The organism is Pseudomonas sp. CHM02, assembly GCF_000612585.1.
Taxonomy (GTDB): domain Bacteria; phylum Pseudomonadota; class Gammaproteobacteria; order Pseudomonadales; family Pseudomonadaceae; genus Aquipseudomonas.
This window is the reverse complement of sequence record NZ_JFCA01000027.1, coordinates 85,725-103,753: the sequence shown is the minus strand read 5'-3', so window position 1 is coordinate 103,753 and position 18,029 is coordinate 85,725. Positions and strand designations below refer to the sequence as shown.

The 18,029-nt window shown below is 59.6% G+C and carries 18 protein-coding genes; 4 read left to right on the top strand and 14 right to left on the bottom strand.

Annotated features, from left to right (window positions below):
* Window positions 1–133 precede the first annotated feature (133 nt).
* The 9 genes from msrQ to mrcB form a co-directional block, all read right to left on the bottom strand.
* Complete coding sequence (gene msrQ / locus BM70_RS0117160; RefSeq protein ID WP_025857143.1) at window positions 134–754, bottom strand: protein-methionine-sulfoxide reductase heme-binding subunit MsrQ; 621 nt, start codon at window positions 752–754, stop codon at window positions 134–136.
* A complete protein-coding gene (gene msrP / locus BM70_RS0117155) occupies window positions 754–1,767 on the bottom strand; it encodes a protein-methionine-sulfoxide reductase catalytic subunit MsrP (RefSeq protein ID WP_025857142.1) in 1,014 nt (337 codons plus the stop codon). The genes msrQ and msrP overlap by 1 nt, the downstream gene beginning before the upstream one ends.
* Before the next feature lie 63 nt (window positions 1,768–1,830).
* Window positions 1,831–2,688 (bottom strand): CDP-diacylglycerol--serine O-phosphatidyltransferase, encoded by an 858-nt coding sequence (gene pssA / locus BM70_RS0117150; protein ID WP_017734128.1) that lies wholly within the window; start codon window positions 2,686–2,688, stop codon window positions 1,831–1,833.
* 145 nt (window positions 2,689–2,833) lie between these two features.
* A complete protein-coding gene (ilvC, locus tag BM70_RS0117145; RefSeq protein WP_003176099.1) occupies window positions 2,834–3,850 on the bottom strand; it encodes a ketol-acid reductoisomerase in 1,017 nt (338 codons plus the stop codon).
* A 47-nt stretch (window positions 3,851–3,897) separates the two neighbouring features.
* Window positions 3,898–4,389 carry an acetolactate synthase small subunit gene (gene ilvN / locus BM70_RS0117140; protein ID WP_003176102.1) on the bottom strand — a complete coding sequence of 164 codons (492 nt, stop codon included), beginning with the start codon at window positions 4,387–4,389 and terminating at the stop codon, window positions 3,898–3,900.
* A 2-nt stretch (window positions 4,390–4,391) separates the two neighbouring features.
* Window positions 4,392–6,116, bottom strand: coding sequence for an acetolactate synthase 3 large subunit (locus BM70_RS0117135; RefSeq protein WP_025857141.1), 1,725 nt, complete (start codon window positions 6,114–6,116; stop codon window positions 4,392–4,394).
* A gap of 431 nt (window positions 6,117–6,547) precedes the next feature.
* Window positions 6,548–6,877, bottom strand: coding sequence for a YqcC family protein (locus tag BM70_RS0117130; RefSeq protein ID WP_025857140.1), 330 nt, complete (start codon window positions 6,875–6,877; stop codon window positions 6,548–6,550).
* Complete coding sequence (locus BM70_RS0117125; RefSeq protein WP_025857139.1) at window positions 6,877–7,611, bottom strand: M48 family metallopeptidase; 735 nt, start codon at window positions 7,609–7,611, stop codon at window positions 6,877–6,879. Before BM70_RS0117125 ends, BM70_RS0117130 begins: the two co-directional genes overlap by 1 nt.
* Before the next feature lie 16 nt (window positions 7,612–7,627).
* Window positions 7,628–9,952, bottom strand: a complete 2,325-nt coding sequence (gene mrcB, locus BM70_RS0117120) for a penicillin-binding protein 1B (RefSeq protein ID WP_025857138.1) — start codon at window positions 9,950–9,952, stop codon at window positions 7,628–7,630.
* 118 nt (window positions 9,953–10,070) lie between these two features.
* Here mrcB and BM70_RS0117115 point away from each other — a divergent pair, with 118 nt between their 5' ends.
* From BM70_RS0117115 to BM70_RS0117105, 3 genes are all read left to right on the top strand, one after another.
* Window positions 10,071–11,627 (top strand): bifunctional aminoglycoside phosphotransferase/ATP-binding protein, encoded by a 1,557-nt coding sequence (locus tag BM70_RS0117115; protein ID WP_025857137.1) that lies wholly within the window; start codon window positions 10,071–10,073, stop codon window positions 11,625–11,627.
* A 93-nt stretch (window positions 11,628–11,720) separates the two neighbouring features.
* Window positions 11,721–12,065, top strand: a complete 345-nt coding sequence (locus BM70_RS0117110) for a pentapeptide repeat-containing protein (protein ID WP_025857136.1) — start codon at window positions 11,721–11,723, stop codon at window positions 12,063–12,065.
* Between the two features lie 191 nt (window positions 12,066–12,256).
* Window positions 12,257–12,529, top strand: coding sequence for a TfoX/Sxy family protein (locus BM70_RS0117105; protein WP_010562703.1), 273 nt, complete (start codon window positions 12,257–12,259; stop codon window positions 12,527–12,529).
* A gap of 267 nt (window positions 12,530–12,796) precedes the next feature.
* Here the strand turns inward: BM70_RS0117105 and BM70_RS0117100 are convergent, their stop codons facing one another.
* Genes BM70_RS0117100 through BM70_RS0117090 form a run of 3 tightly spaced genes read right to left on the bottom strand, consistent with a single transcriptional unit; the run spans window position 12,797 to window position 15,476 of the window.
* The gene (locus BM70_RS0117100) at window positions 12,797–13,564 is read right to left on the bottom strand and encodes a heme ABC transporter ATP-binding protein (protein ID WP_025857134.1); all 768 of its coding nucleotides are present in this window, start codon (window positions 13,562–13,564) and stop codon (window positions 12,797–12,799) included.
* Complete coding sequence (locus BM70_RS0117095; protein ID WP_025857133.1) at window positions 13,564–14,601, bottom strand: iron ABC transporter permease; 1,038 nt, start codon at window positions 14,599–14,601, stop codon at window positions 13,564–13,566. Before BM70_RS0117095 ends, BM70_RS0117100 begins: the two co-directional genes overlap by 1 nt.
* Window positions 14,598–15,476 carry a hemin ABC transporter substrate-binding protein gene (locus BM70_RS0117090; protein ID WP_025857131.1) on the bottom strand — a complete coding sequence of 293 codons (879 nt, stop codon included), beginning with the start codon at window positions 15,474–15,476 and terminating at the stop codon, window positions 14,598–14,600. Before BM70_RS0117090 ends, BM70_RS0117095 begins: the two co-directional genes overlap by 4 nt.
* A gap of 157 nt (window positions 15,477–15,633) precedes the next feature.
* Between BM70_RS0117090 and BM70_RS0117085 the strand changes: the two genes are divergently transcribed.
* Window positions 15,634–15,951 (top strand): Rieske 2Fe-2S domain-containing protein, encoded by a 318-nt coding sequence (locus BM70_RS0117085; RefSeq protein WP_025857130.1) that lies wholly within the window; start codon window positions 15,634–15,636, stop codon window positions 15,949–15,951.
* Here BM70_RS0117085 and sfsA read toward each other — a convergent pair.
* Entirely contained in the window at window positions 15,948–16,658 is a 711-nt protein-coding gene (sfsA, locus tag BM70_RS0117080; protein WP_025857129.1) for a DNA/RNA nuclease SfsA, read from the bottom strand. The genes BM70_RS0117085 and sfsA overlap by 4 nt on opposite strands.
* Window positions 16,658–17,830 (bottom strand): pyridoxal phosphate-dependent aminotransferase, encoded by a 1,173-nt coding sequence (locus BM70_RS0117075; protein ID WP_025857128.1) that lies wholly within the window; start codon window positions 17,828–17,830, stop codon window positions 16,658–16,660. The genes sfsA and BM70_RS0117075 overlap by 1 nt, the downstream gene beginning before the upstream one ends.
* Window positions 17,831–18,029 lie beyond the last annotated feature (199 nt).

The following is an 18,029-nucleotide window of genomic DNA, read 5'->3' as shown; positions in this document are numbered from 1 at the left end:
CTGGGCTTCGATGAACTGAAGCAAGTCGCTGTCGAATCCTGCGTAACTACTTGTTTACCAAGGAGTTTTCCGTTTCGACTGCGCCGGAAGTGGGGCGAATTATAGACTTCCAGAATCTGCCGTCAACCCTTAATTACGCTTTTGTTGCAGAAAGTGGTTTTTTCGCAATAAGGCGCGGGATTCGACGCATCACGGGCGGTATCCGCAGCACCAGAAGCAACGCACCTATAGAGGCATAGATAGCCCACTCCTTCAGATCCGCACGCACGATCCACAACATATGCAACAAGCCAAGCCCAAGAATCACATACACCAGACGGTGCAGCTTCTTCCAACGACTACCCAACCGGCGCTGACTGTAACGATTCGACGTCACCGCCAATACCAACAGGAACAGGAAACCCAACGCCCCCACAATAATGTAGGGTCGCTTACGCAGCTCCACCCCCAGTTGCGACCAGTCCAGCCCAAGCACAAACACACAATAAGCAGCCAGGTGCAGCGCCACATAGGTAAAGCACCACAACCCCAACTGCCGGCGCACCGCTATCCACCCCGCCCAACCGCTGAGCTTCTGCAGCGGGGTCATTGCCAGAGTGACCAGCAACAGAATCAATGTACCGAGCCCCAGCCGATCTACCAGCACCTTGCCCGGATCCGGCCCCAGGGCAGAACTCCACGCCTCATAGAGCCACAACAGCGGCCATATCATCGCCACGATGAAGACGCCAATACGCCAGATCGGGTAACGCATCAGTAGTTCTTCCGCAGGTCGAGATCGGTATAAAGAGACGCCACCTCATCCGAGTAACCGTTGAACATCTGGGTCTCACGCACATTGGGACTGAACAGGCCACTCGGCAGACGACGCTCCCGCGCCTGAGTCCACCGAGGGTGATCGACCGTCGGGTTCACATTCGCATAGAACCCGTACTCATTGGCAGCAATGCTTTGCCAGGTGGTTTTTGGCTGCTCACTCACGAGACTGATGCGTACAATGGATTTCACACTCTTGAAGCCATACTTCCACGGAACCACCAGACGCAGCGGCGCGCCGTTCTGGTTAGGCAATTCACGCCCGTACATCCCTACTGCCAGGATCGCCAGAGGGTTCATCGCCTCATCCAGACGCAGCCCCTCTACATAAGGCCAGTCGATCAAGCCAAAACTCGAACGCTGCCCCGGCATGCTCTTTGGGTCCTGGAGGGTTTCAAAACGGATGTACTTGGCTTTAGAGGTCGGTTCAACCTGTTTGAGCAAAGCCGAGATCGGGAAACCGATCCAGGGAATCACCATGGACCACGCCTCGACGCAGCGTAGACGGTAGATCCGCTCTTCCAACTGATAGGGTTTCATGAAGTCTTCCAGGGCATAGCGGCCTGGCTTCGCAACCTCGCCATCAATGACAACACTCCAGGGTTCGGTCTTGAGTGAGCCCGCATTCGCTGCCGGATCACCCTTGTCGGTACCGAACTCATAAAAGTTGTTGTAGTGCGTGGCGTCCTTGAAAGGCGTGATCGCCTCGTCCTTCACCGTGACAGCTTGCCATTTTGTGCCTGGCAGCTTGTCGGCAAACCAGCTCGGCGCCCTGCCCGCCTCGACATCGGCATAACGCGAGACCTCGTCAGCACTGGCCCAGCGCGGCAAGCTGCTGGCTGCAATGCCGGCAAGCGCACCACCGAGCAAGCTGCGGCGAGAGAGATAGAAGGATTCAGGGGTGACATCCGACTCGTGGCAATCGGACGCTTTGGGCAATTTGATTAACATGGCAACTCCGCAGCATTGGAGAACTGATGCACCAATAGACTGCGGAGTATGGGGGAAATTACATTAAGGCAATGTTTTGTCGCGGCGCAGATGCAGCAAGTACTGAACCGGCCCCGAAGCAGCGTAGACAAGGAACGCCAGCAACAGAATGCGCGGCGGATCACTGAACACCACGGCGAACACCAGCACCACTGCCAGAATTGCCACGAAAGGCACGCGCCCCTTCAGGTCCAGCTCCTTGAAGCTGTTGTACTTGATGTTGCTGACCATCAGCATGCCGGCAGCCGCCACCATCAAGGCCACCAGGAACGACATCTTCGAACCCTGGATGCCGTAATCACTGAACGCCCAGACGATACCCGCCACCACGCCCGCCGCAGCGGGGCTGGCCAGACCAATGAAGTAACGCTTGTCGGCAGTCCCTACCTGGGTGTTGAAGCGCGCCAGACGCAAAGCGGCACCCGCGACATAGATGAAGGCGACCATCCAACCGACCTTGCCCATATCACCCAGCGCCCACGCAAATGCGAGCAACGCAGGGGCGACGCCAAACGCGACCATGTCCGACAGCGAGTCGTACTCTGCACCAAAGGCGCTTTGCGTGTTGGTCATGCGCGCCACACGGCCATCCAGGCCGTCGAGCACCATCGCGACGAAGATTGCGATGGCAGCAAAACCGAAATACTTGCTGGCGCTCACTGCATCACCCGCCGCCAGCGCGCTTTGGGCGCTCATGGAGTTGATGATGGAATAGAACCCGGCAAACAGGTTCGCCGTGGTGAACAGATTGGGCAGCAAATAGATGCCACGATGCCGGACCTTGCGGCCTTCAGCGTCATGCCCTTCTTCGACATGCTCATCGATCGGTAGCAGGCTTTCGGCGTCAGGAGCCTGGTTTGGCTCTTCGGGACGTTCGCTCATGGACTTTACCTTGCAACGGTGTGAAAAAAATTCGACCAATACTTGCGGCGAGTGTTCGCCCGCAAACGATGCAGCTTTATACCAGAACCCGCCTCCCAAACGAAAAAACGCGGCATAAGCCGCGTTTTCTCTGGATACGTACGACTTAGTTCTTGGCTTTGTCGACGATCTTGTTGGCACCGATCCACGGCATCATGGAGCGCAGTTGCTCGCCGATGACTTCGATACCGTGAGCGGCGTTGTTACGACGCTTGGCGGTCATCGAAGGGTAGCCGGTAGCGCCTTCGCTGATGAACATTTTGGCGTATTCGCCGTCCTGAATACGTTTCAGGGCGTTGCGCATGGCCTGACGGGACTCGGCGTTGATCACTTCCGGGCCAGTCACGTACTCGCCGTATTCGGCGTTGTTGGAGATCGAGTAGTTCATGTTGGCGATACCGCCTTCGTACATGAGGTCAACGATCAGCTTCAGTTCGTGCAGGCATTCGAAGTAGGCCATTTCCGGCGCGTAGCCAGCTTCGACCAAGGTTTCGAAGCCGGCTTTTACCAGTTCGACGGTACCGCCGCACAGTACGGCTTGTTCACCGAACAGGTCGGTTTCAGTCTCGTCCTTGAAGGTGGTTTCGATGATGCCGGTACGACCGCCACCGACGCCAGCAGCGTAGGACAGTGCTACGTTCTTGGCGTTGCCCGATGCGTCCTGGTAGATCGCGATCAGGTCAGGGATACCGCCGCCTTTGACGAACTCGGAACGCACGGTGTGACCCGGTGCTTTCGGCGCGATCATGATCACGTCGAGGTCAGCGCGAGGCACAACCTGGTTGTAGTGGATCGCGAAGCCGTGGGAGAAGGCCAGGGTAGCGCCCTTCTTGATGTTCGGCTCGATTTCGTTCTTGTACAGCGCGGACTGGAACTCGTCCGGAGTCAGGATCATGACCAGGTCGGCAGCAGCAACAGCGGAAGCAACGTCAGTCACTTTCAGGCCGTGGGCTTCAGCCTTGGCAACCGTGGCCGAGCCTTTGCGCAGACCAACAGTCACGTCAACGCCGGAATCTTTCAGGTTGCACGCTTGGGCGTGGCCCTGGGAACCGTAGCCGATGATGGCGACTTTCTTGCCCTGGATGATCGACAGGTCACAATCTTTATCGTAATAAACTTTCATGAGGTTCCTCTATATATCCAGGCCTTAAGGCCATTCGCTAATTTGGGTTAAATGCTGAGTACTTTGTCGCCACGGGCAATCCCGGTGACACCACTGCGTACTGTTTCCAGAATCGAGGCCGTCCCGATCGACTGGATGAAGCTGTCCAGCTTGTCGCTTGTACCGGTCAGTTGAACGGTATAAACGCTGGCGCTCACATCGACGATCTGCCCGCGATAAATGTCGGTAGTCCGTTTGATCTCGGCACGTTGGGCACCCGTGGCCTTGACTTTAACCAGCATCAGCTCGCGCTCGATGTGGGCACTCTCCGACAGGTCGACCAGCTTGACCACTTCGATCAGCTTGTTGAGGTTCTTGGTGATCTGCTCGATCACCTCATCGTGACCAACAGTCGTCAACGTCAGGCGCGACAGTGTCGGGTCTTCGGTCGGGGCCACGGTCAGGCTTTCGATGTTGTAGTTGCGTTGCGAAAACAGGCCGACAACACGAGACAGAGCGCCGGGTTCGTTCTCCAGAAGCAGGGAGATAATGTGCCGCATGATTAAGTACGCTCCGTCTTGTTCAGCCACATGTCGCGCATAGAGCCGTCTTTGATCTGCATCGGGTAGACGTGCTCGCTGGTATCCACCTGAATATCGATGAACACCAGGCGGTCCTTCATGGCGAACGCCTCTTCCATCTTCGGCTTCAGATCTTTCAAATCGGTGATGCGAATGCCGACATGGCCATAGGCTTCAACCAATTTTACGAAATCTGGCAGCGACTCCATGTAGGAATGGGAGTGACGGCTGTTGTAGCTCATGTCCTGCCATTGACGAACCATGCCCAGCACGCCGTTGTTCAGGCAGACGATCTTCACCGGAAGGCCGTACTGCAGGCACGTCGACAGTTCCTGGATGTTCATCTGGATGCTGCCCTCACCGGTGACGCACGCGACGTCGGTGTCCGGGAAGCTCAGCTTCACGCCCATGGCCGCTGGGAAACCAAAGCCCATCGTGCCCAGGCCACCGGAGTTGATCCAGCGGTTAGGCTTGTCGAACTTGTAGTACTGCGCGGCGAACATCTGGTGCTGGCCCACGTCGGAGGTCACAAAGGCATCGCCCTTGGTCACTTCGCACAGGGTCTCGATCACGGTTTGTGGCTTGATGATGCTGCCGTCGCCCTTGTCGTAAGGGAACAGGCCGCGATCCCCGCGCCATTCGTCGATCTGCTTCCACCAACTGGCAACGGATTCCTTGTTCGGCGTCTCGCCGATGTCCTTGAGCGCGGCAACCATTTCGGTCAATACGCTTTCAACAGGACCTACGATCGGCACGTCGGCCTTGATGGTCTTGGAGATGGACGCCGGGTCGATGTCGATATGGATGATCTTGGCATTCGGGCAGAATTTGCTCGCGCCGTTGATCACTCGGTCATCGAAACGCGCGCCCACCGCCAGGATCACGTCAGCGTGGTGCATGGCCAGGTTGGCGGTGTAGCTGCCGTGCATGCCGAGCATGCCGACGAACTGACGGTCCGAACCCGGGAAGGCGCCGAGGCCCATCAAGGTATTCGTCACCGGCAGGTTGAGCAGCTTGGCCAGCTCGGTCAACGGTGCAGAACCGCCGCCCAGAATCACGCCACCGCCGGAGTAAAGCACTGGGCGCTTGGCCGCCAGGAGCATTTCTGCAGCCTTGCGGATTTGCCCCGAATGCCCACGGACGGCCGGGCTGTAGGAACGCAGCTTGGCTTTCTTCGGGAAGACGTATTCGAATTTTTCGGCCGGGTTGGTCATGTCTTTCGGGATATCGACCACCACAGGACCCGGGCGACCGGACTGTGCGAGGTAGAAAGCCTTTTTCATGACTTCCGGGATTTCCGACGCATGCTTGATCATGAAGCTGTGTTTCACGATCGGCCGGGAGATACCGATCATGTCGGTTTCCTGGAATGCATCGGTACCGACCATGGTACTAGCCACCTGGCCGGAAATGATCACCATCGGGATGGAGTCCATATACGCAGTCGCGATGCCGGTAATGGCATTGGTTGCGCCTGGGCCGGACGTTACCAGTACCACGCCGGCTTTACCGGTGGCACGGGCATAACCGTCAGCCATATGGGTCGCGGCCTGTTCGTGGCGAACCAGGATGTGGGTAACAGCCGGTTCCTTGAACAGTGCGTCGTAGACATGCAGCAGAGCACCACCTGGGTACCCGTAGATATAGTCGACGCCTTCGTCACGCAAAAAGCGGACGAGCATCTCACCGCCAGATAAAAGCTCCACGTTGTTCACCTCTAAAACGCCAGAATACCGTCCGTTGAAAACCGACGGGTCTTAATAGGTTTACTTCTCAACAGAGCATGAGCGACGGTGGTCGCCGACTACGTCAGCACTGACTGAGCAAGTATTGGGATCGTCCCAAGTGTTGCGGGCTTTTCCCACCCAGCGCGAGGTAACGCGTTGCGGGTGTTACAGGTCGGCGCGGATGTGCGCCTCATGATCTGCTGAGCGGGCCTGCTTCTGGCAGTCCCGATACAGCGGACTTTGGATTCTTCTGTTTCAGGCCCTTCAAGTCAAGCAATAATTGCGCTTTTCTCCAACTAAGCGCATGAGAACGTAGAAGAAAGGGCTCTGAGGAGGGATAAAACTCGCCTGAATGTCGTCAAGCGGTAGAAATGTGCGCAAGACTGCCGGAAAAACCGGCAGTCAGGCAATTAACGAGCGTCGACGATCAATTGGTCGAACTTTTTCAGCGCATTACGCAAGCCAAGGCTTTCCAGCGGGCGATCGGCATAGACCATCTCGGCCATTTCCAGGATGCCCGACGCATTGGGCAGCGGCAGGTCCTGTTCGAGGATCTGCTTCATGCGCACCAGGAATATCCATTGGAGCCACTGATGAAAATCCAGGGTATCCACCGAAAACGGCTCGACACTGCTGAGCGCCTCGACGCTGGGGGACACGTCGTCCCACCAGCCCTGCACGCGCAACGCTCGTTCAATCAGCAATAACTGTTCGGCAATGGCGGGAAAGCGTGCATCCATCAGAGGCTGACCTTGGCTTTCTGGCGCGCCTGGGCAGCACCGGCAGCATCGCCTTGTGCGGCACGCGCGTCGCCAATCAGGGCCCACAGGCTGGCTTGCAGGTCAGGACGACCGTTGGCCAGGGTCAGGCCACGACGGGCGAACTGCTCGGCCTGCGGTGCGTCACCCTGGGCCATGCGTACCTGAGCCAGGCGATACAACACTTGCGGCTCACGCGGAGCAACGCGCTGAGCACGCTCAAGGCTCGACGACGCACCATTCAGATCACCACCCGCCTGCTGTTGCTGGGCAGTGGTCAACAGAGCCAGCACCGGGCCGTCCAATTGCTCGTCAGCTGACAGGCCACCGGCGCTGGAGGAGGACGGAATGCCACTCGGCGTCGAAGGCATGTTGTAAGTGCCCTGGTTGACCGGGGCCGTCTGGATCGGTGTGGTATCGATAGGACCGGAGTTGCTCGGCCCTGGAGTCCACGGCTCGGCGCTGATTGGCGCCGATGTCGCTGCGCCACCGCCTGGCACCATCACAACCACGCCCGAATCCTGCGGCATGGCTTGTGGCTTGGCTTGGGCGGGACGGTTGGTCACGGTCTGGCGGAAACCGCCATTGGCCGAGATCCGGTCGTTATTGGAGACGGCGGTGCTCGAGTCCACCACGGGAATGGAGCCACGCTGCACGCTGGCGCAACCATTGAGCAAAGCCAGAGCTGTAATAGCTGGAATCCACCACTTGTTCACTTGAAACCCTCTTTGCTTAATTCATCCAGCCCTTGACCCAATCCATCACCGACTCCGCATCAGCAGGGGCACTACCACCGCATGCGGCGCCGGGTGGCGGTTCGCTGCCGCGAATATACGGCATCTGCACCGCGCCCGGACAGTTGGCATCGGAGCCCTGACCGGTGTGCGGATCAATCCAGGCCTGCACGATGTTATCCGGTTGCGGCATGTTCAATGGCAGCGGGTCGGCCTTGCGCATGAAACTGGTCCAGACCTGCAGCGCACCCGTGGCCCCCGTGAACGGTGTCTTGCCGTTATCGTCGCGCCCCAGCCACACCACCGCCAGCACATCCTGGCCGAAACCCGCGAACCAGCTGTCACGCGAATCGTTACTGGTGCCGGTCTTGCCTGCCAATGTCAGGTTTGCCGGCAGCACGCTGTAGACCGAACGCCCGGTACCTTCACGCATCACGCGCTGCATGGCGTTCTGGATCAGGTAGATGGAGCCGGCATCGAAACGCTGCTGGATCTGGAACGGATAGCGTTTGAGCGGCTCGCCCTCGGCGGTCAACACGCTGCGGATCCCGCGCATCGGGGTATTGAAACCACCGTTGGCGAGGGTCTGGTACATGGTCGCGACCTCCATCGGCGTCATCGCGCCAGCGCCCAGCAGGATCGATGGGAAAGCTGGGAACTCACGATTGACACCCAGCCGCGCGATCGTCTTGAGGACGTTCGGCACGCCGACTTCAAGGCCCAGCCGCGACGTGGAGATGTTGTAGGAGTGCGCAATCCCCTGGTACAGGAACACCGTACCGTGGGAGCGACGATCAAAGTTCTGCGGCGTCCACACCTGGCCATCGCCCCCTTTGACCGACAGCGGGTCATCCGACAGCCAGCTGGTAAGGGTGTATTTGCTCGGTTTTTCCAGCGCCGTCAGGTAAACCGCCGGCTTGACCAGCGAGCCAATCGGCCGCACCGCATCCAGCGCACGGTTGAACCCGGCAAAACTGGCCTGGCGGCTGCCGATCATGGCCTGCACTTCACCGGTTTCCGGGTTGGTCACGACCATGGCCGCTTCCACTTCATCGGAACCTTTACGGCCTGTCAGGCGCTTGAAGGTGTCATTGACCGACGCTTCGGCTTTCATCTGCAGGATCGGGTCGAAACTGGTGAAGATTCGCAGGCCTTCTTCGGTCAAGTCTTCATCGCGGTAGTCTTCACGCAACTGGCGCTTGACCAGGTCGATAAAGCCCGGGAAGGAGCTGTCCGCAAGCTTGCCACGAGTGGTTACACCCAACGGCATCTTCTTCGCTGCTGCCACCTGCTCAGCCGTGGCGACGCCCTGCTGTTCAAGCACATCCAGCACAAGGTTGCGGCGTTCCAGCGCACGCTCTGGATTGCGGCGCGGGTTGTAGTAGGAAGGCCCCTTGACCATGCCCACCAGCAGCGCAACCTGGTGCAGCTTCAGCTCGGACAGCGGCTGACCAAAGAAGAACTGACTGGCCAGGCCGAAACCATGCACTGCGCGCTGGCCATCCTGGCCGACGAAGACCTCGTTGAGGTACGCCTCAAGGATTTCCTGCTTGCTGTAGTGCAACTCCAGCAGCATTGCCATCATCGCTTCGGTGAGCTTGCGGGTCAGGCTGCGCTCGTTGGTCAGGTAGAAGTTCTTGACCAATTGTTGCGTCAGCGTACTGCCGCCCTGGGTCATCTTGCCGCCGGAGGTGTTCACCCAGACCGCACGGGCGATCGACTTCGGCGAGACGCCCCAGTGATGGTAGAAATCGCGGTCTTCAACGGCAACCAGGGTTTCCAGCAGGTAAGGGGGTACCTGATCAAGCTTGATCAGGATGCGATCTTCAAGGTTTTTCGGGTAAATGCCGCCGATCATCAGGGGTTCGAGACGAACCACAGGCAGCTTCGAGCCGTTGAGGGACGACAACTCGGCGACGTAATCACCGGAAAAACGCACGCGCACAGGCTGGGATTTTTCCAGGCCTTCGTAGAACTGGAAGCCACGGGTGTTCAGGTCGACAGTGTTACCACTGACGGCGGCCGCGCCCGGACCATTGCTCACAGGCTCGCGGCGATAGCCCAAGGCGTCGAGCTCGGTCAGGAAGTCATCCTTGCTCAGCTTCTGGCCGGTGAACAATTCCAGCGGGCGCGCGTACACCTTGGCCGGAATGGTCCAGCGCTTGCCGGAGAACTTCTCCTGCACCACGGCGTCGAGGTACACCGCAAAGCCGGCGAGCACCACGAGGCCTACAAGGCCGAGCTTGAGCGCCCAGCCCAGCCAGGGGCGCAGGCCGCGGGAAGGAGGTTTTTTACGGGAACGGGGAGATCGGGTTCGAGTCATGGCGGCGGATTATACGCACTTTATTGATGATCAACATGAGCCGGACAGCGGTTTGCACGACTGGCCGCAGCAGCCATAATGCCCGCCATGTTTTCCCCCAGACTCTGAAGGATCGCCCGTGAGCCAGTCCCTGATCGCCGCCTTGCAAAACCCGGCTTTATATCCCCATCCGGTTGAAACGTTCCAGGTCATCGAAACCCATATTTCCTGGGTCGTACTGACCGGTCCCTATGCCTATAAATTGAAGAAACCGATGAACTTCGGTTTTCTGGACTTCACCGACCTGGAAAAGCGCGGCCACTTCTGCAACGAAGAGCTGCGCCTCAATCAGCGCCTGACCGAAGATTTGTATCTTGAAGTGTTGCCGATCACCGGCACCGCCGAAGCCCCGCAGTTGGGCGGCGACGGCCCGGTCATCGAGTACGCACTGAAAATGCGTCAGTTCCCGCAGAGCCAACTGCTCAGCACCCTGCAAGCCAACGGCGAACTGACCAGCGCGCACATCGATGAAATGGCCAAGCAGATCGCGCAGTTCCACCTCGCTGCGCCGAAAGTGCCGCAGGAACACCCGGCCGGCACTCCAGACGAAGTGATGGCACCGGTTCGCCAGAACTTCGAGCAAATCCGTCCGTTCCTCAGCGACAAGGCCGACCTGGCACAACTGGAAGCACTGCAGGCCTGGGCCGAAAGCAGCTTCGAGCGCCTCAAGCCGCTGTTTTCCCAGCGCAAGCTGGAAGGCTTCACCCGTGAATGCCATGGTGATATTCACCTGGGTAACGCCACCTTGATCGATGGCCATGTGGTGATCTTCGACTGCATCGAATTCAACGAGCCTTTCCGCTTCACCGATGTGTACGCCGACACCGGTTTCCTGGCGATGGACCTTGAAGACCGTGGCCTGAAATCCCTGGCGCGCCGCTTTATCAGCCAGTACCTGGAGTTGACGGGCGACTACCAAGGCCTGGAAGTGCTGAACTTCTACAAGGCCTATCGCGCCCTGGTACGCGCCAAGATCGCGCTGTTCAGCATGCCGAGCGAAGCCAGCCCGGTGCAACGCGCCACGACCCTGCGCCAGTACCGCAACTACGCCAACCTGGCGGAAAGCTACAGCACCATTCCGTCGCGCTTCCTGGCGATTACCCACGGTGTTTCGGCCGTGGGCAAAAGCCACGTGGCCATGCGCCTGGTGGAAGCCCTGGGCGCCGTGCGCCTGCGCTCGGACGTGGAACGCAAACGCATGTTCGGTGAGCAACACGTCGAAAACACACCACAGGCTGGCATCTATGCGGCTGACGCCAGTGCGGCAACCTACGCACGCCTGAATGAAATCGCCGATACCGTACTGCGCGCCGGCTACCCGGTGGTGCTGGATGCCACTTTCCTGAAACGCGAACAACGCGATGCAGCGGCCAAGGTTGCCGAAGCCACCGGCGCGCCGTTCCTGATCCTGGATTGCAACGCACCGCAAGCCGTCATTGCCAGTTGGTTGGCACAACGTCAGGCGGATAAAAACGATCCTTCCGACGCAACACTGACGGTTATCGAAGAACAGCAAGCCAACCGCGACCCGCTGACCGCCGAGGAACTGCTCCTCAGCAAGCGCGTCGAGACCAATGAAAGCGGCACCCTCGATGCTTTGGTGGCGCATATTCGCCAGCGCTTGCCAGGTTTGTAAGAAAAATTTCTTGGTCGTGTCGTCTAGATAGGGCGCACGACCGAGCAATAGTGGCACTATAATGGCGTCATAAATCCAACAGGAGTCGCCGTCATGAGTCACCCCAAGCTTCTTGATACTCCGCTCTACTCGCTCCTGCATAAAGACGATATCCGAGGCTTTAACCAGGAACGCCCGAAAGACGGCGTCATCGACATGCGCGGCGGCGACTTCCGCGGGTTGGACTTGCGCGAGCTGAACACCACCGGCGTGGATTTTACCGACGCCTATTTCCGCTCCGCCGATTTGCGCGGCCTGGATCTGCGGGACTGCCCGCTGGAAGGCGCGAGCCTGGCTCACGCGCAGATTTCCGGAACCTACTTCCCGCCAGAACTGACCGCTGATGAGATCCTCATGTCGGTCAATTTCGGCACCCGCCTACGCTATCGTACTCGCTGAACCTCGCTGTTTCAGTCCCGGCATCGCGCAGGCGTGCCGGGCTCCCGCCTGCCTGCTGCCCCCATTCCTCATCTGCCTTTAGGCCGTTTCCGACTAAAGAACCACGCTTTTCTTACTGAGCGCTACACTCCTGTTCAGGCCTGCCTGGTCACGATACCCACCGCACCATTCGGCCGTCGCAAGGAGGCTTGATGAACGATGAGCTGCAACACCTGAAAAACCTTGGCAAGACGTCGGCACAGTGGCTGCATGCGGTGGGCATCCACAGTGCGTCCGACTTGCGTCGCCTGGGTGCTGTCGATGCTTACCGGGCCGTGCGCACCCGCGGGTTTCGCGCATCGAAAGTGCTGCTGTACGCAATCGAAGGCGCATTGATGGACGTGCACTGGAACGACATTCCTGCCGAGCGTAAGGAAGCGTTGAACCGTCAACTGGACGCTATTTCGGCGCGCCAAAAAAACTAGATCAACTGCCAAGACCAACGTTTACAGGCATTCCGAACGCACGTTTGAGAAAACCTGAAGAGACCCTGAAAACAAATGTTGACTCTCAAATGAGAATCGTTATGATTATCACAACTGGTCGCGAGATCAGCCGATAACTGAAAGACCATTGGTTCGGACTCTCAGATTATCTCCTCATCAGGCTAATCACGGTTATTTGACCCGGCTCTTGCCGGGTCTTTTTTTGCCTGTAGAAAGCTATCGGTAGAAACCTGCGCGCACGGAAACTCAGCGCGCAATGATCAACGGATGGCCGCGCTCCGGATGGGGCTGAACGAGCACATCCAAACCGAACACCGCCTTCAGCGGTTCAGGCTGCATCACGTGTGCCGGCGTATCCAAGGCATGGGGTCGCCCCGCCTCCAGCAACAGAATACGGTCACAGTAACGGGCTGCGAGGTTCAAGTCATGAAGGATCACCAGCACCGCCGCCCCACGATCGGCGAAGGTACGAATGGCCTGCAAGGTGGTGTGTTGGTGCAAAGGGTCCAGCATCGAGGTCGGCTCATCCAGCAATAACGTCTGCCCCGCCTCTCCTGGCCATAATTGCGCAAGTACGCGCGCCAAGTGCACCCGCTGGCGCTCGCCACCGGACAAGGCCAGATAACTGCGACCGCTCAAGTGCCCAACATCTGCCGCCTGCAGGGCAGCCGCGATAATCTCGTCATCGCGCACGCGCCCGGTCTGGTGGGGCAGACGCCCCATGCCGACAACCTCTTCAACGCGAAAAGCGAAGTCCAGCGTCGAGGTTTGCGGCAATACCGCCAGGCGCTGGGCCCGTTGCGAGCCACTCCATTCGTTCAGTGGACGTTGATCCAGCCACACTGTGCCTTGGTCAGGATGCAACTCGCCGCACAACGCACCGAGCAATGTACTTTTGCCCGCACCATTGGGGCCCAGCACGCCGAGCACTTCGCCTGGCAGCAGATCGAGCGTGACATCTGCCAACACCGTCTTGTGACCGCGACGGATCTGCAAGTCTTCCACACGCAGCATCAGGCACGCCCCCGCAATAACAGGTAAAGAAAAAACGGTGCGCCGATGAACGCAGTGACGATACCAATCGGCAGTTCGGCCGGCGCCAAGGCAAGCCGCGCAACCAAGTCGGCAAACAACAGCAGGCTTGCACCCGCCAGGACTGAAGCCGGCAACAACACACGGTGATCAGGCCCCGCCAGCAAACGCACCAGATGCGGCACCACCAGCCCCACAAAACCGATCATGCCCGCTGCGGCCACCGCGGCCCCTACACCTAACGCCGTGCAGAAGACCAATTCGCGCTTGAGCCCCTCCACATCGATGCCCAGGTGATTGGCCTCTGACTCACCCAGCAGCAAGGCATTCAGCGCTTTGGCCCGGCGTGGCAACCACAGCGCCACACCCGCGCTCACCAGCAACAGGGGCCATAACCGCGAATAGCTGGCGCCGTTGAGGCTGCCCAGGTTCCAGAACGTCAGGGTGCGCAAGGTGGCGTCGTCGGCCAGATAGGTGAACAGGCCCACCGCCGAACTGGCGAGGGCTGTCAGGGCGATGCCGGCAAGCAGCATGGTCGCGACGTTGGTCTGGCCGTTGCGTCGCCCCAGTCGATAGACCAGCGCAGTGACGCCCAGGCCACCAAGGAATGCGCAGAGGGACAAAAGATAAGGCGCGAACGCATCCGGCAACCCGCCAAAAACCGCGCCCCCGACAATCGCAACTGCCGCCCCCAGCGCGGCACCGCTGGAAACCCCCACCAACCCCGGGTCAGCCAAAGGGTTACGGAACAACCCCTGCATCGCCACACCCGACAAGGCCAACACGCCGCCGACGGCCAACCCCAGCAGCGTGCGCGGCAAACGGATCTGCCCCAGGATCAGCTCGGCCTGCTCCAGGCCTTGGGCCTCGATGGGCACGCCCATCAACCGTAACGCGGCCTTGAGCGTATCCAGCAACGGCAAGCTGACCGGCCCCAGCGCCAGCGAGAGCCAGATCGCCAATACACACAACAGCGCCAACCCTATAAACAGCGTCTTCGGTTTAACCAGAGTGGTCATGGGGCAGGCTTAGTCTGAAGCGGATAAAACCCGGCCGACAGACTCACCAGGCTTTGCGGCAGACGCGGCCCAAGCCCGCCGACCAGCAAGGTGGGATCCACCTCAAACACTCGCCCGCTCTTGGCCGCCGGAGTGGCCGCCAAGATCGGGTTTTCCTTGAACAGTGCGGCACGCGCCGCATCACCGGAAAGGGCACGATCAGCAAACACCAGCACATCCGGGCTCAACCCCGCCAACGACTCCACAGAAAACGGCTTGTAACCACTATGGGTCGCCAGATTGCGCCCGCCGGCCTGTTGCAGCACCCAGTCAGCCGCCGTGTCTGTGCCTGCGATCAGCGACTTGCCGCCCGAATGGCCGATCAACAGCAACACGCCTGGTGCCTTTTGCGTAGATTGGGCCTTGGTAACCCAGCGCTTCTGCTGGTCCAACGCCTGCTCATATCCGGTAAACAGTTCGTTGGCCCTGGCCTCATTGCCAAGCAACTTGCCCAAGTGCTGAAGGTTGCCTTTTAACGTCGGCAGATCCGGCTCCGCCGAGAACATCTCCACCTTGACACCCGCGTTGCGAATCTGCGCCAACACAGGCGGTGGGCCCATTTCTTCAGTACCGACCAGCACCTGCGGGCGCAAACTCAGAATGCCTTCAGCCGATAGCTGCCGCTGGTAGCCAATGCTCGGCAATGCCTTGAGCGACTCCGGGTGCTGGCTGGTGGTGTCCACGCCCACCAATTTCGACTCACCGCCCAGGGCCGCCACCCATTCCGACAGCGCCCCACCGGCACTCACCCAGCGTTGTGGCAGTTCAGAGGCTTGAGCCCCGTGGTTGACCAGCAGTCCGACAACAAGCGCAATAGCGCTGGCACTCAGGCGCATAACAGGGTTTCCTTCCAAGGGCAGGGCCGCTCAAGCGCTCATCGATGTGACAGGGAACGCCTGCCTGGCATCGTATTGAGCGCCCGACCAGCTAACGGGCGAAGCCGGCATTTGATAATTGTTTGCATTTGAACGTCAAGGCACTTAAAGGATTGAAATGAAGTTTCTCTGCTCCTCCGAAGCCCTCGCCCCCAACTGCAGCCTCGGTTTTGATATCGACGGTTGCAAGCTGTTGGCGGTGCGCCGGGACGGCATTGCCTACTTCTACGTCAATCGTTGTCCCCATCGCGGCATTCCACTGGAATGGCAGCCCGACCAGTTTCTCGACACCAGCGCCAGCCTGATCCAGTGCGCCACCCACGGCGCCCTGTTCCTGATCGAGAGCGGCGAGTGCATCGCCGGCCCTTGCGCCGGCCAGAGCCTCACCGCCGTGCCCGGCCGCGAGGACGCCCAAGGCCTGTGGGTGGAACTCTAGTCGAGCAGCACGTCCAACCGCCGGTCCACACAGATGTCTTCGGATGTCACCCGCACGCCATACGCCAGCACTTCTACCCCCGCCGCCTTGGCTTCACGCAGGGCGGCAGCGTAGGCCGCGTCGATTTCCACGGCCGGGCGCACGGCCTCAATCCCTGAAAGATTGACGCAATACAACTGCACCGCACGCACACCCTCCCGCGCCAGATGCGCCAGCTCGCGCAAATGCTTGGCGCCACGCTGGGTCACAGCATCGGGAAACGCCGCGACCGCAGAGCCATCGAAACCCAGTGTCACACTTTTGACTTCGACATAAGCCGCGCCGTCGGGATAGTCCAGGCGAAAGTCAATGCGGCTTTTCTCCTGACCGTAAGGCACTTCGCGCTTCAATGCGGTAAAGCCATTGAGTTCGGTGATGACCCCCGCCAGCAACGCCTCTTCGACCAACTGATTGGCGCGCGCGGTGTTCACGCACGCCAAACGGCCCTGGGGCGTCTCGGCGATTTCCCAGGTGCCAGGCAACTTGCGCTTGGGGTCATTGGAACGACTGAACCAGACCTGCCCGCCTTCGACCATGCAATTGAGCATCGAGCCGGTGTTGGGGCAGTGAATGGTAAGTAACTCGCCGGTAACGGTTTCGATATCGGTGAGAAAGCGCTTGTAGCGGCGAATCAGCCGCGCTTCTTCGAGGGGAGGATTAAAGCGCATCAGCCTTGCCAGCTCCGCAAGCCACGGGCGATGCGTTCTACCGCCTCCTGCAGCCGATCGAGGTTTTGCGTGTAGGCAAAGCGCACATGATGGCCAGCTTGATAGCGACCGAAATCCAGGCCGGGGGTAAAGGCCACATGCTCGGTTTCGAGGAAGTGACGACAGAATGCGAAGGCATCACCGCCGAACGCGCTGATATCCGCGTACAAATAGAACGCCCCTTCCGGCTCGACGGCGATGCCAAACCCCAGCTCGCGCAAGGCGGGTAGCAGGAAGTCGCGACGACGGCCGAACTCAGCGCGGCGCTCTTCCAGAATGCTAAGGGTTTGCGGGGTGAAACAGGCCAATGCCGCATGCTGGGCCATGCTCGGCGCACTGATGTAGAGATTTTGCGCGAGCTTCTCCAATTCACCCACCGCCGCCGGTGGTGCTACCAGCCAACCCAGGCGCCAACCGGTCATGCCGAAATACTTCGAAAAACTATTCAGGACGAACGCGTCGTCGTCGACTTCCAGCACGCTAGCCGCATCGGTGCCATAGGTGAGGCCATGGTAAATTTCGTCCACCACCAAATGACCGTTGCGCGCCTTGATCGCGCCGGAAAGCTCGGCCAATTCGTCGCGTGTGAGGATCGTGCCGGTCGGGTTGGCCGGGGATGCCACCAATGCGCCCACACTGTCCTGATCCCAGTGTTTAGCCACCAAGTCAGCGGTCAACTGATAGCGCACTTCAGGACCGACCGGCACCAACTGCGCCGCGCCCTCCACCAGTCGCAGGAAGTGGCGATTGCACGGGTAGCCAGGGTCGGCGAGCAGCCAATGCTTGCCCGGGTCCACCAGCAGGCTGCTGGCGAGCAACAAGGCACCGGAGCCACCGGGCGTGATCAGGATGCGCTCGGGGTCCACGTTCAGCCCATAGCGCTGCTGGTAGAAACCGCTGATGGCCTCGCGCAACTCGGGCAGGCCACGGGCCGCGGTATAGCGCGTCTTGCCGTTGGCCAACGCTGCCTGGCCCGCCTGGATGATGGGCTCGGCGGTGGTGAAATCCGGCTCGCCGATTTCCAGGTGGATCACGTCATGGCCAGCGGCCTGCAGCTCATTGGCCCGTGCCAGCAATGCCATGACATGAAAAGGTTCGATGGCGCGACTGCGCGCACTGTAGGGCTGAGCCATTAGCCTTCCTTAACGGTGAGGACAAAATCTGGATTCTACCGAACCCGCGCCGTAAAACATGTTCTATTGCCTGCCCGACGGCAGGTACTGCCCGGGCAAGCGCCTGCAAAACGACTAAAATCAACATTCGAGGGGAACCATACCCAGTCATGGCGGGCTGCTGCAGTTTGCAACCCCCGGGTGATGGGCCTCGACAACC

Bases quoted from the DNA above. Each gene is read 5' to 3' on its own strand.
- msrQ (WP_025857143.1), bottom strand. From the start codon at position 754: ATGCGTTACCCGATCTGGCGTATTGGCGTCTTCATCGTGGCGATGATA.
- msrP (WP_025857142.1), bottom strand. From the start codon at position 1,767: ATGTTAATCAAATTGCCCAAAGCGTCCGATTGCCACGAGTCGGATGTC.
- pssA (WP_017734128.1), bottom strand. From the start codon at position 2,688: ATGAGCGAACGTCCCGAAGAGCCAAACCAGGCTCCTGACGCCGAAAGC.
- ilvC (WP_003176099.1), bottom strand. From the start codon at position 3,850: ATGAAAGTTTATTACGATAAAGATTGTGACCTGTCGATCATCCAGGGC.
- ilvN (WP_003176102.1), bottom strand. From the start codon at position 4,389: ATGCGGCACATTATCTCCCTGCTTCTGGAGAACGAACCCGGCGCTCTG.
- BM70_RS0117130 (WP_025857140.1), bottom strand. From the start codon at position 6,877: ATGGATGCACGCTTTCCCGCCATTGCCGAACAGTTATTGCTGATTGAA.
- mrcB (WP_025857138.1), bottom strand. From the start codon at position 9,952: ATGACTCGAACCCGATCTCCCCGTTCCCGTAAAAAACCTCCTTCCCGC.
- BM70_RS0117110 (WP_025857136.1), top strand. From the start codon at position 11,721: ATGAGTCACCCCAAGCTTCTTGATACTCCGCTCTACTCGCTCCTGCAT.
- BM70_RS0117105 (WP_010562703.1), top strand. From the start codon at position 12,257: ATGAACGATGAGCTGCAACACCTGAAAAACCTTGGCAAGACGTCGGCA.
- BM70_RS0117100 (WP_025857134.1), bottom strand. From the start codon at position 13,564: ATGCTGCGTGTGGAAGACTTGCAGATCCGTCGCGGTCACAAGACGGTG.
- BM70_RS0117095 (WP_025857133.1), bottom strand. From the start codon at position 14,601: ATGACCACTCTGGTTAAACCGAAGACGCTGTTTATAGGGTTGGCGCTG.
- BM70_RS0117090 (WP_025857131.1), bottom strand. From the start codon at position 15,476: ATGCGCCTGAGTGCCAGCGCTATTGCGCTTGTTGTCGGACTGCTGGTC.
- BM70_RS0117085 (WP_025857130.1), top strand. From the start codon at position 15,634: ATGAAGTTTCTCTGCTCCTCCGAAGCCCTCGCCCCCAACTGCAGCCTC.
- sfsA (WP_025857129.1), bottom strand. From the start codon at position 16,658: ATGCGCTTTAATCCTCCCCTCGAAGAAGCGCGGCTGATTCGCCGCTAC.
- BM70_RS0117075 (WP_025857128.1), bottom strand. From the start codon at position 17,830: ATGGCTCAGCCCTACAGTGCGCGCAGTCGCGCCATCGAACCTTTTCAT.